A 14,731-nucleotide genomic window follows, 5' to 3' on the forward strand; every position below is an offset into this window, starting at 1 on the left:
TTATATATGGAAGACCAGCACAGCCATCATGAACATCACGAACACCGGCATAAAACGCATACTGCCAAAAGTGGTAAGCCTGCCGGGCATGATCATGGGCACGGTGGCCATGATCACACAGCTATGAAAATGGCCGGCCCTGCGCATCATAAAGCGCATGACAGCATGAGCGGGCATGATGAGCATGCCGGTCACCATACGGAAAATTTTCTGAAGCGGTTCTGGATATGTCTGGTGGTCACCATTCCGGTCCTGCTGTTGTCACATATGATCCAGCAATGGTTGGGATTTAAGTTTACTTTCTCCGGCGATAAATACGTGTTGCTTGCCTTTAGCAGCTTCATTTATTTCTACGGTGGCCGGCCGTTCCTGGTGGGGCTGGTAAGGGAGCTGAAGTGGAAGAACCCCGGCATGATGACACTGGTGGCTGTGGCTATCACCGTTGCTTATGTTTATAGCGTAGCTGTGGTATTTGGCCTGCGGGGGATGGATTTTTTCTGGGAACTGGCTACCCTGATTGATATTATGCTGCTGGGCCACTGGCTGGAGATGAAGTCCCAGATGGCGGCTTCCCGTGCTTTGGAATCATTGGTTGCTTTACTGCCTGCCGTGGTGCATGTGGAGCGTAACGGGCAGATATCCGATGTGCCATTACAGGAGTTACAGAATAATGACGTGATCCTTGTTAAACCTGGAGAGAAGATCCCTGCCGATGGGATCATTCTGGAAGGCAGCTCAGATATCAATGAAAGCATGCTCACTGGAGAAAGCGTGCCGGTGAAAAAAGGGAAAGACGCTAAAGTGATCGGCGGCGCAGTAAACGGCGACGGGGCGCTGAAAGTACAGGTGACCGGCGCCGGAAAGGACAGTTATCTGAACAAGGTAATAAATATGGTCCAGTCTGCACAGGGGGCCAAATCCCGTACGCAGAACCTGGCTAACCAGGTGGCTAAATGGTTGACCATTGTTTCCATCAGCGTGGGGGCCATTACCTTTATTGTATGGCTCACAGCGGGCCAGGAACTATCCTTTGCCCTGGAAAGGATGGTAACGGTAATGGTCACCTCCTGTCCCCATGCCCTGGGTGTTGCTATTCCCCTGGTGGTAGCTATATCTACCACTTTATCTGCCGTACATGGGTTACTCATCCGTAACCGTACCGCATTTGAGAACGCCCGTAAGCTCACCACCATTATCTTCGATAAAACAGGAACACTTACCAAGGGCTCACATGAAGTCCAGCGGGTCATTCCCCTGACAGATCAATACGGCGCTGATGAAATTTTGCAGTATGCAGCCGCGATCCAGCAAAATTCAGAGCATCATATAGCACATGGTGTAATGAGGAAGCTGAAAGAAAAGAATCTTGCACTGTGGCCTTCTACTGATTTTAAATATATGCAGGGTGTTGGCGTTACCGGTACAGTAAATAGTAAAAGCGTGGTAGCTGCAGGGCCTAATTACTTTAAGCAGGAGGGTAAGCCGGCGCCTGCAATTCCGGCAGAGGTAGATCAGTCAACGGATACAGTGAATTTCGTATTGATAGATAATACACCGGCAGGTATCATCACACTCGCAGATAGCATACGTGAAACTGCTGCGGAAGCCATCGCCGATCTGAAAGCGATGGGTATAAAGTCATTTCTTTTAACAGGCGATAATGAACAGGTGGCCGCTGCTGTAGCCGGGAAACTTAACATGGACGGTTATCTGGCCAATGTACTGCCACATGAAAAACAAAGCAAGGTGAAGGAGTTCCAGGATAAAGGGGAAGTGGTGGCTATGACCGGCGACGGCGTAAATGATGCACCGGCACTGGCAATGGCGGATGTAGGGATAGCGATTGGCTCCGGCACGGATGTGGCAGCAGAGACAGCAGACATAATATTGGTGAACAGCGATCCTAAAGATGTGGTGCAGATGATCTCTTTTGGAAGGGCCACTTATCGCAAGATGATCCAGAACCTGGTCTGGGCGGTAGGATATAATGTTATTGCCATTCCCCTGGCGGCAGGTATCCTGTTCCCCAGGTTCATGCTCAACCCTGCCATGGGCGCCATCCTGATGAGCCTGAGCACCATTATTGTTGCCATTAACGCTAAGTTGTTAAGAGTAAAGTAAAATTCAAATAAAATAGCCTAAACACCAATTTCTTTAAACATTCAAAAAACAGAAAAATGAAAAAGATCATTATCGGCGCTTTAGTTATTGCCACCATTACTTTTGCCGCCTGCAACAGCGGCAATAAATCTCATGAAGGGCATGAGCAGGATACTGCTGCCATGGCCGGTGAAGCCATGCAACAGGAAGCACCTGCGGGTGATAGCGCAATAGCCGAAGTGAAACCTCAGTTTGCAAACGTAGATGCTAAGGTGGCCGCTTCCTTAAAGCCTGTTATTGACCATTACCTGCATATTAAAAATGGCCTGGCAGGAGATAATTCTGCTGAAGCGGCCAGTGGTGGAGAAGAAATGGCTGAAGCAATGGGAAAAGTTGATAAATCTGCCATGACACCAGAGCAGCAGAAGTTATATACTGAAAATGAAGACGACCTGAAAGAACATGCAGAGCATATCGGTAAGAACAAAGGTAATATTGAACATCAGCGGGAGCACTTCGTTGAGATGAGCGAAGACGTATATGCGCTGGTGAAAGCATTCGGCGGCGGGCAGGCTTTATACCATGATCATTGCCCGATGGCAAATAATAATAAAGGAGCTTTCTGGTTGAGCGAAACAAAAGAGATAAAGAATCCGTATCTCGGCAGTAAAATGCCTACCTGTGGTACTGCTAAGGAGGTGATCCAATAGTTGATTGTTTATAGAATGGTAAACACGCTTTCCGCAAATGAGCGGCTATCTGACAACAGATCCGTTTGTTTGCGGAAAGTACCGCTTTAATTTATTGTATGCGAAAATCCAGAATTGTTTTTCTTTCCTTGCTGATCATTTTTGCTTTAATACAGTTTATCCGCCCGTCCAAAAACCAAAGCAGCAGCCAGGGTTTTCCTGATGATATTGCCAGGCTATACCCAATGCCGCCGGACGTGCAAACAATATTGAAGACTGCTTGTTATGATTGTCATAGCAATAACACCCGGTATCCATGGTATATGAACATACAGCCGGCAGGATGGTTTATGGCCGGCCATATCAGAGATGGTAAAAAGGAACTGAATTTTAACGAGTATGGCGCCTACTCATCCAAAAGACAACGTAGTAAACTGAAAGGGATGAGGGAGCAGATAATGGAAGGAGAAATGCCGCTCAACTCCTATAGCCTGATGCATGCCGATGCGCGGTTAACAGCGGATCAGAAAGAACTGGTTACAAAATGGATTGACACCACATTAACTTCTATAGAAGACAGAAATAAGAACTAAACCTGCAACTGTATGAAATATTTCTTATTGTTGGCAATAGCTATCTTCCCCGTCACCCTTTCTGCGCAGCATGAAAAGGATATGCATGCAGTGCACAATATGACTGGTATGAATATGCCCCCTGCCAAAAGTAAGGGTGTAGTTGAGTATGATCTATACGTGAATGATACCATGGCGAATTTTTCCGGTAACAAGATCAGGCATGCGATGGCCATTAACGGGCAGATACCGGCGCCAACGCTGTATTTTACTGAGGGCGATACGGCCGTGATACGTGTGCACAACCTGATGCATCATGAAACCTCCCTCCACTGGCATGGGCTGCTGCTCCCCAATAAGGAAGATGGTGTTCCTTACCTGACCACGGCGCCTGTCCGGCCAGGCGCTACTTATACTTTTACCTTTCCGCTAAAACAGAGCGGTACCTATTGGTATCATTCGCATACCATGCTACAGGAACAGATCGGCATTTATGGCCCCATTGTAATACAACCCCGCAAAAAGATATTTGCTACAGATAAGGATATAGTGTTACTTTTTTCCGACTGGACCAATGAAAAACCCGGCAGTGTATTAAAGACTTTAAGAAGGAATGATCCGGACAATGAGTGGTACGCCATAAAGAAAGGCTATCCGCAAAGCCTGGACAAGCTGTTGCAGCACCGTTCGTGGGGAGAACGTGTGAAGTGGGGATTTAAGCGTATGCCACCTATGGATATGTCTGATGTATATTATGATAAGTTCCTGCTTGCAGGAAGCCCGCGCCTTGACTTGTCAAAGTATAAACCCGGGGAAAAGCTGCGATTGAGGGTTATAAATGGTTCCGCTTCTTCTTATTTCTACCTGCAGTATGCCGGAGGGAAAATGGAATTGATAGCTTCGGATGGCGTAGATGTGCAACCTGTTAAGATTGACAGGATTTTGATAGGTGTTGCAGAAACATACGACTTTTTGATAACGGTTCCTTCTGCTGGTACTTATGAACTGCGCGCCACATCACAGGATGTGGCCAGCCATGCTTCCGCCTTTATCGGCAAAGGGGATACTACGTATGCGCCTGATGTTCCCAGGCCCAATGTATGGAAGATGGATGCAATGATGACGGATATGTCAGTGAACTTTCCTGGGAAAATGAGCCATAACATGAAGGGAATGGAGATGGACAATATGGACCACATGGATCGCGGCAACATGGATATGAAGATGGATAAGGATTCCGGGGAGATGAAGATGGAGGATATGCCTGCAGACACTATGCCGGGCATGGACATGAAACAAGATACCGGCCATAATATGGAGCATATGGATCATGCAATGCAGGAGCCCGACAAAAGCGGTTTTGTGTTGTTCAATTATGATATGCTGAAGGCAAGGAGCAAAACGGCGTTTGACAAAGATAAACCCGTACGGAAAGTGGATCTGAAACTTACCGGCAATATGTATCGCTATGTATGGTCCATCAATAATAAGATGCTGTCGGAAGCAGACAAAATATTGGTCAGAAGAGGAGAAGTGGTGCAATTTGTTATAGAAAATACCACCATGATGAACCACCCCATGCACCTGCACGGTCACTTTTTCAGGGTGCTCAATAAAAATGGAGATTACTCTCCTTTGAAACATACACTGGATGTACCGCCTATGAGCACGGTAACTATCGAATTTGCTGCGGATGAAGATAAAGACTGGTTTTTTCATTGCCATATCCTCTATCACATGATGAGCGGCATGTCGCGTATTGTTCATTATGAGGGAAGCAAACGTGATACGGCCCTGGCAAGTTTCCCGCTGAAAAAACTAATTGATGAAGAGAAAATGTGGTTCTTCTATGGCAGTATTGCTGCCAAAAGTCATATGAGTGAGCTGCAGGCCAATTATATCAACGCCCGTAATGCTTTCCGGGCAGAGGTAAATGCCAACTATGATGGTCAGTATGAAGCCAATGTGAGTTATGAAAGGTACATAGGTGATTGGTTCCGGCCTTACATTGGGTTTAGTACACTCAGGCAGCAATATTATAACCTGTTTACCGGTAAGCAGACTTTTGAACAGGATTTTGATCTGCCGGTGTTGGGTGTGCGTTATACACTTCCTTTCTTTATTGATGCAGACCTGCGTGTTAATGCAAAGGGCCGGGTCAGGTTTGAGTTGGATGGAGAGCAATGGCTGCTGCCAAGAATGTTCTTTAACTGGCGCGTCAATACAGATAAAGAATACCACCTTGACCTGGAATATATGCTTGCCAGAAAAATATCCTTATCTGGTGGGTATGATTCAAGATACAAATGGGGAGGAGGATTGCTGGTACGTTTCTAATCAATCAATTTTATATTATAGTTTTCATGGCAAAAAGTAAACATTACTACATTCGCAAAGCGCATCGTTATCTGGGTCTTATCCTTGGGATACAATTTTTACTGTGGACCATTGGCGGGCTGTATTTCAGCTGGAGCAATATGGATGAGGTGCATGGCGATTTTCAGAAGAAACCAGAGCCTTTACTGCCGGCCAATCTTCCGCTGGTATCACCTACGGTGGCGCTGAACAATATCCGGGAGATAGCAGGTATTGATTCATTAACCTCCATCCAGTTAATACAGATCCTTGGAAAGCCATACTATCAGATCAGGAGTATGGGCGCTACTGGAAATAACCACTCCCATGATCATTCCGGGCACCAGAAAATCTTCCTTGTCAATGCAGAGACTGGGCAGTTAAGACCGGCGCTTTCTGAGCATGAAGCTGTAGCGGTGGCAAAGCTCCGATTTAACGGTAATCCAAAGGTCGCAGCCGTTGAATATCTGACTACCACCAGCAGGCACCACGAATACAGGGAGAGCCCATTGCCAGCCTATGCTATTACGTTTGAACATCCATCGGCCACAACCGTATATGTGGCCAGTGAATGGGGCACTGTTCAAAAGTTCCGTAATAATAAATGGAGGACTTTTGATTTACTATGGATGCTGCACACCATGGATTACGAGTCCAGAGATAATATCAGCAATATACTATTGCGCGTATTTTCCGTCTTTGGCCTGGTAACTGTAATTTCGGGGTTCGTACTTTATGCGATCAGTTCCAAGACATTAAAAAATGGCTTTAAGAAGCAAGGCAGGTTGGCGATAAACAAGGTCAAAATTTTATAAATATTCCGGAAGATTATATAACAATTCCTGATTCTTATTGACGTAACTTTATACTGATTTTTAACAGGCAATGAAACGGTTACTGGTTAGCATATTAATGGTGGTTTATCTCTCCTCTTCCGTCGGAGCTAATGTATACCGTCATTATTGCATGAACAGGTTAGTTGCCTGGGGGGTAGGTGATGAAAATAGTATGTCCGATGCCTGTTCTTATTGTGGAATGGGAAAAACCAGCCCTGGTGAGCACTGCAGGAAGCAAGCTTCAGGTTGCTGCCACAATGAGCATCAACTGATAAAAATTGAAAAAGACCAAAAAAAGGTTGATGAGAACGTTAAGCTGGCAAAACCGTACTTGCTGGCTATTACCCAATTTCCGGTTGAATTTTATAATGTCTTTGTACCTTCAGCAGTTACAGTATACCCAACAACGCATGCTCCCCCAGCAACAGGAAAAGTTACCCTATTCATTCGTAATTGTGTTTTTCGCATTTGATTTTACCCCACGAGGTGCCCGTATGATGCTGTTAACGGGCTATAGGCATTCCCTCTTTGCCTGACAGGGATTGATCGTCCCGGTACGCCACACCAAAACAACAACATTTAAAAACTTATTTTATGAAAAAGATATTAATGTCATTGGCATTTATAGGCTTATTGGCATTGTATGCCAATGCGCAGCAGTACCCGAGTGGTATTTACCTGAGCTTTACCGATTTCAGAAACAACAAACTTTCTTATGCCGGTACAGATAAGCTCCGTTTCCATGAATTTTCAGGTAATAACTTTATTACCGTTAAGCACAATGGCCAAAAAAGCAGACTGTTTAAAGGCAAGATATATGCTTATCAGCGTAATAACGGCCAGGTAGTCCGTACCTGGAATAAGGTGCCTTATACGCTGAGTGAGCAGGGAGACATATGGATTTATTACAGATACCTGAATGTTACGCAGGGTAAAGGAATACAGATGGAAAGAAAGTATTTCTATTCCACAGCAGGAAACAGTGAAATACTTCCTTTGACAATCAGTAATCTCAAACACTCGTTTCCTGAAAAGTACCTGTTCCATAACTTCCTGGATGCTCAATTCAGGAACGATGCAGAGTTATCAACATACGATAGTTTTGCAAAGAAATTCAAAGTGAACCATCTGCTGGCAACAACCATTTCAGCCAATACTAAAAACTAAAAAGGAAAGATCACTATTCACAATTAAAGATAATAACAATGAAAAAACTACTCATGCTCCTGATCGCCATTACCACTGCGTTTGCCGCATATGCCCAGCAAAAAGGCGGTAGAGAGGACACAACGCAGCATATAACGGTATATAGCTGCCCTATGCATCCGGATGTAACCAGTAATAAGCCGGGTAAGTGCCCTAAATGCGGTGTGGATTTAACACTTTCCAAAAAAGAACAGATGAAAATGGAGGTAACAAAATCTTACGCTTGTCCGGCGCATCCGGATGTTATCAGCAATAAAACGGGCACTTGTCCTAAATGCGGCAAGACCCTGCTCCCTTCCAAAAAGGAGCAAATGAAAATGGAGGTGATGAAATATACCTGTCCTATGCATCCGGATGTAGTAAGTAGCAAACCGGGTACCTGCCCGAAATGTGGAATGAAGCTGGCAGAGAAGAAGCCGGAAACAAATTAAGGAATGAAATAGTTTGATAGGATTCCTGACCAGGAAGTCCTGCATTGTGAGAAAGCAGCAAACCGGGAGTGATCCCGGTTTTTTGCCTGTGAGAAGATGAACCTTCTTTATATGACGGGCATTAACCAGCAAAATTTCAAAATGAGGTTCTGTGATATTGAAAATCAGGCTTCCAGTACACCCCGTGCTTCCCATGGCTATATGGGTCACCCAACATCAAGACCGCAATATCGGGGCTTTTAGGTCAAGATATGCTTAATATGCAACTATATTGCCATTTTATTTGCCAATCCCTCTATAAAATTGTAACAAAATCCTGTATTTTTGCCACATGAAATTTTTGGCCTTTATAATGGCAATTATCGTACTCGCACTGAGCTGTATGCCTTGTGCTGATGCTGCGTCTGCCATGATGGCCAGAAAAGCAAAAACAGAAATTACAAAAACTCCAGTGCAACAGCATCCGGATACCGATACTTGTTCTCCTTTCTGCCAATGTACCTGTTGCGCCGGTTTTACGCTTAATTATGGTTTTTATACATTAATCACCCCTGCAAACTTTACATCTTCTCTTTATTCAGATAACCGCCAGTCCGGCATTATAGAAATATCTCTCCCTGTCTGGCAACCGCCTCAATTGCTATAATCTTCTGGTTTATTTGCAAACTGTATGTCAGGTCTTTACGATTTTGGCGTTTATTGTTGCACATATTCTAATTGTCACAATTGACTTCTAAAAAAGGCAAGAAAAGGCAGAAACGCCCTAAACAGCCGTTGGCTTTACGAATTATTAAAATAGTAATTATTGTACTGTTAAGTGCTATAATGATTGCTGGTATAATACTTCGTATCATCCAGTATTACCGGCTCGTTTCAAAACACTAATCAATTATGTTCGATAAGATCATTCATTTTTCAATAAAGAACAAACTCGTTATTGGGATATTTACCCTTGCTTTAGTTGTTTGGGGTATTATATCGCTGTCGCGATTGCCAATTGATGCTGTGCCCGACATTACCAATAACCAGGTGCAGATCATCACCCAGGCCCCTAATCTGGGCGCTCAGGAGGTAGAGCAATTCATTACAGCACCCATAGAGCTTGCAATGGCCAACATTGCAGATGTAATTGAAAAACGCTCTATTTCCCGTTCAGGTATCTCTGTTATAACTCTTGTTTTCAGGGATAAGGTGGATGTATATTGGGCCCGTCAGCAGGTAAGCGAACGTCTAACCGAAGCTGAAAGGGTTATTCCTAAAGGAATGGGCGAGCCTGGTTTGGCCCCCATTACAACCGGCTTGGGCGAAATTTACCAGTATGTTATACATACCAAGCCTGGTTATGAAAAAAAATATACTGCTATGGATTTGCGTACCATCCAGGACTGGCTTGTTCGTACACAGTTAGCGGGCACGGAAGGCGTAGCGGAAGTGAGTGGCTGGGGCGGTTATGTAAAACAATACGAAGTCGCCCTTGACAACGAAAGGCTTAATGCTCAAAATGTTTCCATTACAGAAATATTTGAAGCACTGGAGAATAATAATGAAAACACCGGCGGTTCCTATATTGAGCAACGGAGCAATGCCTACTTTATACGGGGCCTGGGGCAAGTGAAAACTCTAGGCGACATTGAAAAAATAGTAATTAAAAGTGTAAATGGCATTCCTGTACTCATCCGTGATGTGGCAAAGGTACAATGGGGCAGCGCCACCAGATACGGGGCTGTTACACGTAATGGAGAAGGAGAAGTGGTAGCCGGCATTACATTAATGCTAAAGGGTGAAAATTTCAGCAGTGTGATTGAGCATGTGAAAGAAAGGATGAAACAGGTACAAAAGTCCTTACCGGAAGGAGTAGTTATAGAACCATTTATTGATCGTACAGAACTGGTGGGTCGCACCATTGATACTGTGAAAAGAAATCTTGTGGAAGGCGGTATAATAGTAATACTGGTACTGGTGCTGCTTTTAGGCAACCTAAGAGCAGGTTTATTGGTGGCATCCGTAATACCGCTATCTATGCTGTTTGCATTTGGTATGATGCAGTTATTCAATGTGTCTGGCAACCTAATGAGCCTGGGGGCTATTGATTTTGGATTAATTGTAGACGGTGCGGTTATCATTGTGGAAGCCATTATTTTCAGAATTACAGAGAGCAATTTATTCCCAGGCGTTGCTAGATTATCAAAGGAGCAAATGGATGAGGAAGTTTATCAGGCTGCCTCCAAGATCCGTAACAGTGCCGCGTTCGGAGAAATAATCATTTTGATCGTTTACCTGCCACTATTTGCCCTTGTAGGTATTGAAGGCAAGATGTTTAAGCCGATGGCCCAGACCGTTGCCTTCGCAATTCTTGGCGCATTTATCTTATCGCTTACCTATGTGCCAATGATGAGCGCTTTGTTTCTCAGCAAAAAGACAGAACATAAAAAGACGGTATCCGACCGGATTATGAGTTTCTTTCACCGAATTTATGAACCTGTACTGAAAGGGGTTTTAAAATGGAAAGTGACCACTGTACTAATTGCTTTAGCTCTGTTTGGAATGAGTTTAGTCATCTTCAACCGTATGGGAGGCGAGTTTATTCCTACACTCGAAGAAGGTGATCTAACAGTGGAGATTTCTATGATGCAGGGAACATCACTTAGCCAGACGGTGGAATCATTCTCAAAGGCAGAAAATATTTTAAAGCAAAAGTTTCCCGAAGTAAAGCAAGTGGTTACCCGTATAGGGAGCGCAGAAATACCTACTGATCCAATGCCCATTGAACGCGGAGATATGATGGTAGCAATGCAGCCCAAAGAAAAATGGACAAGCGCCAAAACACGAGAGGAAATGATGGAGAAGATGGAAGAAGCGCTATCCGTTTTGCCAGGTGTGAATGTTGAAATTACCCAGCCTATGCAAATGCGCTTTAATGAACTAATGACCGGCATCCGGCAGGACGTTGCTGTAAAGATTTACGGAGATGATCTGGATATATTGGCCCAGCAGGCCAATAATGTGGCAAAATTTATTGCACCGGTAAAGGGAGTAACAGAACCTTTTATAGAGAGAGTAACAGGGTTGCCCCAGATAGTAGTAGAGTATAACCGGGATAAGATGGCACAGTATGGTCTAAGCATCAGTGATGTGAACAGAGTTCTGCGCGCCGCATTTGCCGGTGAAGTAGCAGGTGTTGTTTTTGAAGGTGAAAAGCGCTTTGACATGGTAGTACGTCTGCAACGCGATCTTCGGGAAAATATAATGAACATTGAAAACCTGTTTATCCCCCTGCCCTCTGGCAACAAAGTCCCCCTGGATCAGGTTGCCAGCATTTCATTTAAAGAAGCGCCAGCCCAGGTGTCCCGTGAAGGTGGAAAACGTAGGATCTATGTAGGGTTCAACGTTCGTGGGCGGGACGTAGAAAGCACCGTAGCTGAAATTCAAAGCATCCTGGATAAAAGATTGAAATTGCCGGCAGGCTATTATATCACCTATGGTGGACAGTTTCAGAATCTGAAAGAAGCGAAGCAACGATTATCCATTGCAGTTCCTGCCGCACTGGCTTTAATTCTTTTCCTGTTGTTCATTACTTTTCGTAGTGTAAAACAAATGTTGCTTATTTTTACAGCGGTGCCTTTATCTGCTATTGGCGGCATAGTGGCGTTATGGCTTCGGGGAATGCCGTTCAGCATCTCTGCAGGTGTCGGTTTCATTGCCTTGTTTGGGGTAGCAGTCTTAAATGGTATTGTACTCATTGGCTATTTTAACCAATTAAAACAGGAAGGTATAACGGATATCAATCAACGGGTAATGGAAGGCACCAAAGTCCGGTTGCGCCCGGTTATCATGACAGCATCTGTAGCATCACTAGGTTTTTTGCCAATGGCCCTTTCTACCAGCGCCGGGGCAGAAGTACAAAAGCCATTAGCAACGGTAGTGATCGGCGGCTTGATAACAGCTACGCTGCTTACCTTGTTTGTGCTGCCCTGCCTGTATATTCTTTTTTCAAAGAATGGAAAGAACGGCAAAATGAAGATACAACCTGTAAGTACGATCGTGATAATCGTAGTTTGCTGCTCATTATTCTTCCCTGTATCAGGTTCTGCCCAAGATAAACCTGTAAACCTTGATAGCCTTATTGCTATAGCCAAACGACAAAACCTGCGGTTAAAAACCGTATCGCTTGAGGTACTACAGAATAAAGCTATGCAACGAACTGCCTTTGAGCCGGGAAGAACCAATTTTACCTTAACGCAAGATCCTACCAGTGGCGGTAACATAGACAATTCGCTCGGCTTCACTCAAAGTTTTGCGTGGCCAGGATACTATAAGCGGCAAAAGGATCTCTTGCTGCAACAAACCAGGTTGGCTGATAAATTTCACAATCTGACCGAAGCCGGATTGCTAAGGGAAGTAAAACTAGCCTACTATAATTACCTGTACGGGGTGGAGAAGATACGATGGCTGGATTTTCAGGATAGTATTTACCACAGTTTTTCTGATAAAGCAGCCATTCGGCTGAAAACAGGTGAAACCTCCAAACTGGAAAAGATGGCTGCAGATAACAAATACCAGGAGGTACAGCTTCTGAAAAAAGAAGCGCTGGCTGATCTTCAGGTCTATCAATTGACTATACAGCAATTACTTAATACAGACGAACAAATATCCATTACCGATACAATACTTCCAGTGTTGTCTTTTGCCGCTAGTCAAAAAGACACATCATCCCTTAATGAACATCCTGTATTGGACTACTATCAGCAACAGGTGCAGGTAAGATCCTCCGGTGTGCGTGCTGAAAGAGCCAAAATGTTTCCTGAATTTACCCTGGGATACAACCATCAGTTGGTTATTTCCGGGTTCGATCCTGCCAAGATTAACAGGGGCTATTTTCCCGGAACAAGAATTGGCGGAGTACAGTTTGGAATCGGCCTGCCATTGTTTAATGGTGCAAACAAAGCAAGGGTAAATGCCAGCAAAATAGGCGTTTCAGTAGCGGAAACACAATTTCAAAACGCTTCCAGGGAGCTTCAAACCCAGTATCGAGCCTGGTTAAAGGAATATCAGAAATACCGGCAAACGGTAGAGTATTATCAAACAACTGGTTTGAAATTAGCGGATGAACAAATACGGGTTGCCCGGTTTGCTTACAGTAAAGGAGAGATCGGGTATATTGAGTTTATACAAAGCATTAGTCTTGCCGTTCAAAGCAGGCTACAATATTTATCTGCGCTTAACCAGTACAACCAGTCCATTATTCAATTAAACTATCTGCAAGGAGGAAATTAATATGAAGCACTTTCAATATAAAACAGTCTATTTCTCATTTTGTTTTTTGCTAAGCAGTTTATTATTGTATTCCTGCGGCGGCAGCACAGATAAAAAAGAAGTAAAAACTGAAGTAGCAGCCAATGAAAAAGAAGGACAAGAAGAACATACAGATGTAGTTGAGATTTCTGAACAGCAACTTAAAGCTGTTGGTATTACGATTGGCAATCTGGAGCAAAAAAACCTGAATGCGGTAGTAAAGGCAAGCGGTCAGTTAGCTGCACCTCCACAGAACCAGGCAGATGTAAATGTTTTGATGGGTGGTATTGTGCGTAAGATAACTGTACTGGAAGGCCAAAGCATTGAAAAAGGGAAACCAGTAGTCTGGTTAGAAAATCAGGAGTTCGTAAAAATGCAACAGGAATATTTGACCACCAGGAATGCTTTTGCCTTTACACAGGAAGAATTAAAACGTCAGCAGGAACTAAACCAGGCAGAAGCGGGAACTGGCAAAGTATTACAACAGGCACAGGCTAATTACAATGCAGAGAAAGCAAAACTATTAGGATTGGAAAAACAATTGCAGCAGTTAGGCATTAATCCTGTAGCAGTTGTTAACGGAACACTGGTAACACAAATACCGGTTGTTGCCCCCATTAGTGGCACCATTGGTCACATATCAATTAATACAGGCACATTTGCAGAACCTGGAAAACCTTTAATGGAAATTATTGATAATTCAGAGATTCACTGCGACCTGATTGTATTTGAAAAAGATCTGTTTAAAGTAAAAACCGGTCAAAAAGTCAATTTCATTCTTACGAATCAGAATAATCAACAGATACATGGTGAGATATATGGCATCAACAAATCGTTTGAAGATGCCAGTAAAGGTATTATTGTTCATGCCATTATTAGGGATGCCGCCCGGTACAGACTTATTCCCGGCATGTATGTAACAGCCTTAATTGACGTAGGCAACCAGTTAACAACGGCTGTACCGGTAGATGCGTTGGTTCGTTCGGAAGGAAAGGATTTTATCTATATGCTGGCAGGCTTGGAAGAAAAATCGGCAGAACAGCCTAAAGAAGAAGGAGAAGAAAAGAAGGATGAAGTGGGGAAACATTATCAGTTCAAAAAAGTAGAAGTGGTTACTGGGGTAACTGAATTAGGATATACACAAATCACTCCTTTGGAAGAATTACCGGAAAAGGCTCAGATAATAACAAAAGGTGCTTTCTACGTGTTATCTAAATCTAGAGGCGGAGAAGAAGAAGAACATTAAAATT

At 43.9% G+C, this 14,731-nt stretch carries 11 protein-coding genes; all 11 read left to right on the forward strand.

Annotation, left to right across the window (positions count from 1 at the left end; all coding sequences use genetic code 11):
* Nucleotides 1–123: 123 nt before the first annotated feature.
* The 11 genes from LX66_RS25705 (at nucleotide 124) to LX66_RS25755 (ending at nucleotide 14,727) form a co-directional block, all read left to right on the forward strand.
* A complete protein-coding gene (locus tag LX66_RS25705; RefSeq protein ID WP_211366561.1) occupies nucleotides 124–2,121 on the forward strand; it encodes a heavy metal translocating P-type ATPase in 1,998 nt (665 codons plus the stop codon).
* Between the two features lie 56 nt (nucleotides 2,122–2,177).
* Nucleotides 2,178–2,810, forward strand: coding sequence for a DUF3347 domain-containing protein (locus tag LX66_RS25710; RefSeq protein ID WP_145718853.1), 633 nt, complete (start codon nucleotides 2,178–2,180; stop codon nucleotides 2,808–2,810).
* Between the two features lie 98 nt (nucleotides 2,811–2,908).
* Nucleotides 2,909–3,382 carry a heme-binding domain-containing protein gene (locus LX66_RS25715; RefSeq protein WP_145718855.1) on the forward strand — a complete coding sequence of 158 codons (474 nt, stop codon included), beginning with the start codon at nucleotides 2,909–2,911 and terminating at the stop codon, nucleotides 3,380–3,382.
* 171 nt (nucleotides 3,383–3,553) lie between these two features.
* Nucleotides 3,554–5,698: a multicopper oxidase domain-containing protein gene (locus LX66_RS25720; RefSeq protein ID WP_262713228.1), complete on the forward strand. Its 2,145-nt coding sequence runs from the start codon at nucleotides 3,554–3,556 to the stop codon at nucleotides 5,696–5,698.
* Between the two features lie 26 nt (nucleotides 5,699–5,724).
* Entirely contained in the window at nucleotides 5,725–6,531 is an 807-nt protein-coding gene (locus LX66_RS25725) for a hypothetical protein (RefSeq protein ID WP_145718859.1), read from the forward strand.
* Nucleotides 6,532–6,628: 97 nt separating this feature from the next.
* Nucleotides 6,629–7,024 (forward strand): HYC_CC_PP family protein, encoded by a 396-nt coding sequence (locus tag LX66_RS25730; protein ID WP_407643619.1) that lies wholly within the window; start codon nucleotides 6,629–6,631, stop codon nucleotides 7,022–7,024.
* 122 nt (nucleotides 7,025–7,146) lie between these two features.
* Nucleotides 7,147–7,719 (forward strand): hypothetical protein, encoded by a 573-nt coding sequence (locus tag LX66_RS25735; protein ID WP_145718863.1) that lies wholly within the window; start codon nucleotides 7,147–7,149, stop codon nucleotides 7,717–7,719.
* Nucleotides 7,720–7,757: 38 nt separating this feature from the next.
* Nucleotides 7,758–8,189, forward strand: coding sequence for a heavy metal-binding domain-containing protein (locus LX66_RS28410; protein ID WP_211366564.1), 432 nt, complete (start codon nucleotides 7,758–7,760; stop codon nucleotides 8,187–8,189).
* Nucleotides 8,190–8,520: 331 nt separating this feature from the next.
* Nucleotides 8,521–8,835, forward strand: a complete 315-nt coding sequence (locus LX66_RS25745; RefSeq protein WP_145718865.1) for a DUF6660 family protein — start codon at nucleotides 8,521–8,523, stop codon at nucleotides 8,833–8,835.
* Between the two features lie 245 nt (nucleotides 8,836–9,080).
* Nucleotides 9,081–13,463: a CusA/CzcA family heavy metal efflux RND transporter gene (locus tag LX66_RS25750; protein WP_145718867.1), complete on the forward strand. Its 4,383-nt coding sequence runs from the start codon at nucleotides 9,081–9,083 to the stop codon at nucleotides 13,461–13,463.
* A 1-nt stretch (nucleotide 13,464) separates the two neighbouring features.
* Complete coding sequence (locus LX66_RS25755; RefSeq protein WP_145718869.1) at nucleotides 13,465–14,727, forward strand: efflux RND transporter periplasmic adaptor subunit; 1,263 nt, start codon at nucleotides 13,465–13,467, stop codon at nucleotides 14,725–14,727.
* Nucleotides 14,728–14,731 lie beyond the last annotated feature (4 nt).

The organism is Chitinophaga japonensis (assembly GCF_007830125.1).
Lineage (GTDB): Bacteria > Bacteroidota > Bacteroidia > Chitinophagales > Chitinophagaceae > Chitinophaga > Chitinophaga japonensis.

Bases quoted from the DNA above. Each gene is read 5' to 3' on its own strand.
- LX66_RS25725 (WP_145718859.1), top strand. From the start codon at position 5,725: ATGGCAAAAAGTAAACATTACTACATTCGCAAAGCGCATCGTTATCTG.
- LX66_RS25735 (WP_145718863.1), top strand. From the start codon at position 7,147: ATGAAAAAGATATTAATGTCATTGGCATTTATAGGCTTATTGGCATTG.
- LX66_RS25745 (WP_145718865.1), top strand. From the start codon at position 8,521: ATGAAATTTTTGGCCTTTATAATGGCAATTATCGTACTCGCACTGAGC.
- LX66_RS25710 (WP_145718853.1), top strand. From the start codon at position 2,178: ATGAAAAAGATCATTATCGGCGCTTTAGTTATTGCCACCATTACTTTT.
- LX66_RS28410 (WP_211366564.1), top strand. From the start codon at position 7,758: ATGAAAAAACTACTCATGCTCCTGATCGCCATTACCACTGCGTTTGCC.
- LX66_RS25730 (WP_407643619.1), top strand. From the start codon at position 6,629: ATGGTGGTTTATCTCTCCTCTTCCGTCGGAGCTAATGTATACCGTCAT.
- LX66_RS25750 (WP_145718867.1), top strand. From the start codon at position 9,081: ATGTTCGATAAGATCATTCATTTTTCAATAAAGAACAAACTCGTTATT.
- LX66_RS25720 (WP_262713228.1), top strand. From the start codon at position 3,554: ATGGCGAATTTTTCCGGTAACAAGATCAGGCATGCGATGGCCATTAAC.
- LX66_RS25705 (WP_211366561.1), top strand. From the start codon at position 124: ATGAAAATGGCCGGCCCTGCGCATCATAAAGCGCATGACAGCATGAGC.
- LX66_RS25715 (WP_145718855.1), top strand. From the start codon at position 2,909: ATGCGAAAATCCAGAATTGTTTTTCTTTCCTTGCTGATCATTTTTGCT.
- LX66_RS25755 (WP_145718869.1), top strand. From the start codon at position 13,465: ATGAAGCACTTTCAATATAAAACAGTCTATTTCTCATTTTGTTTTTTG.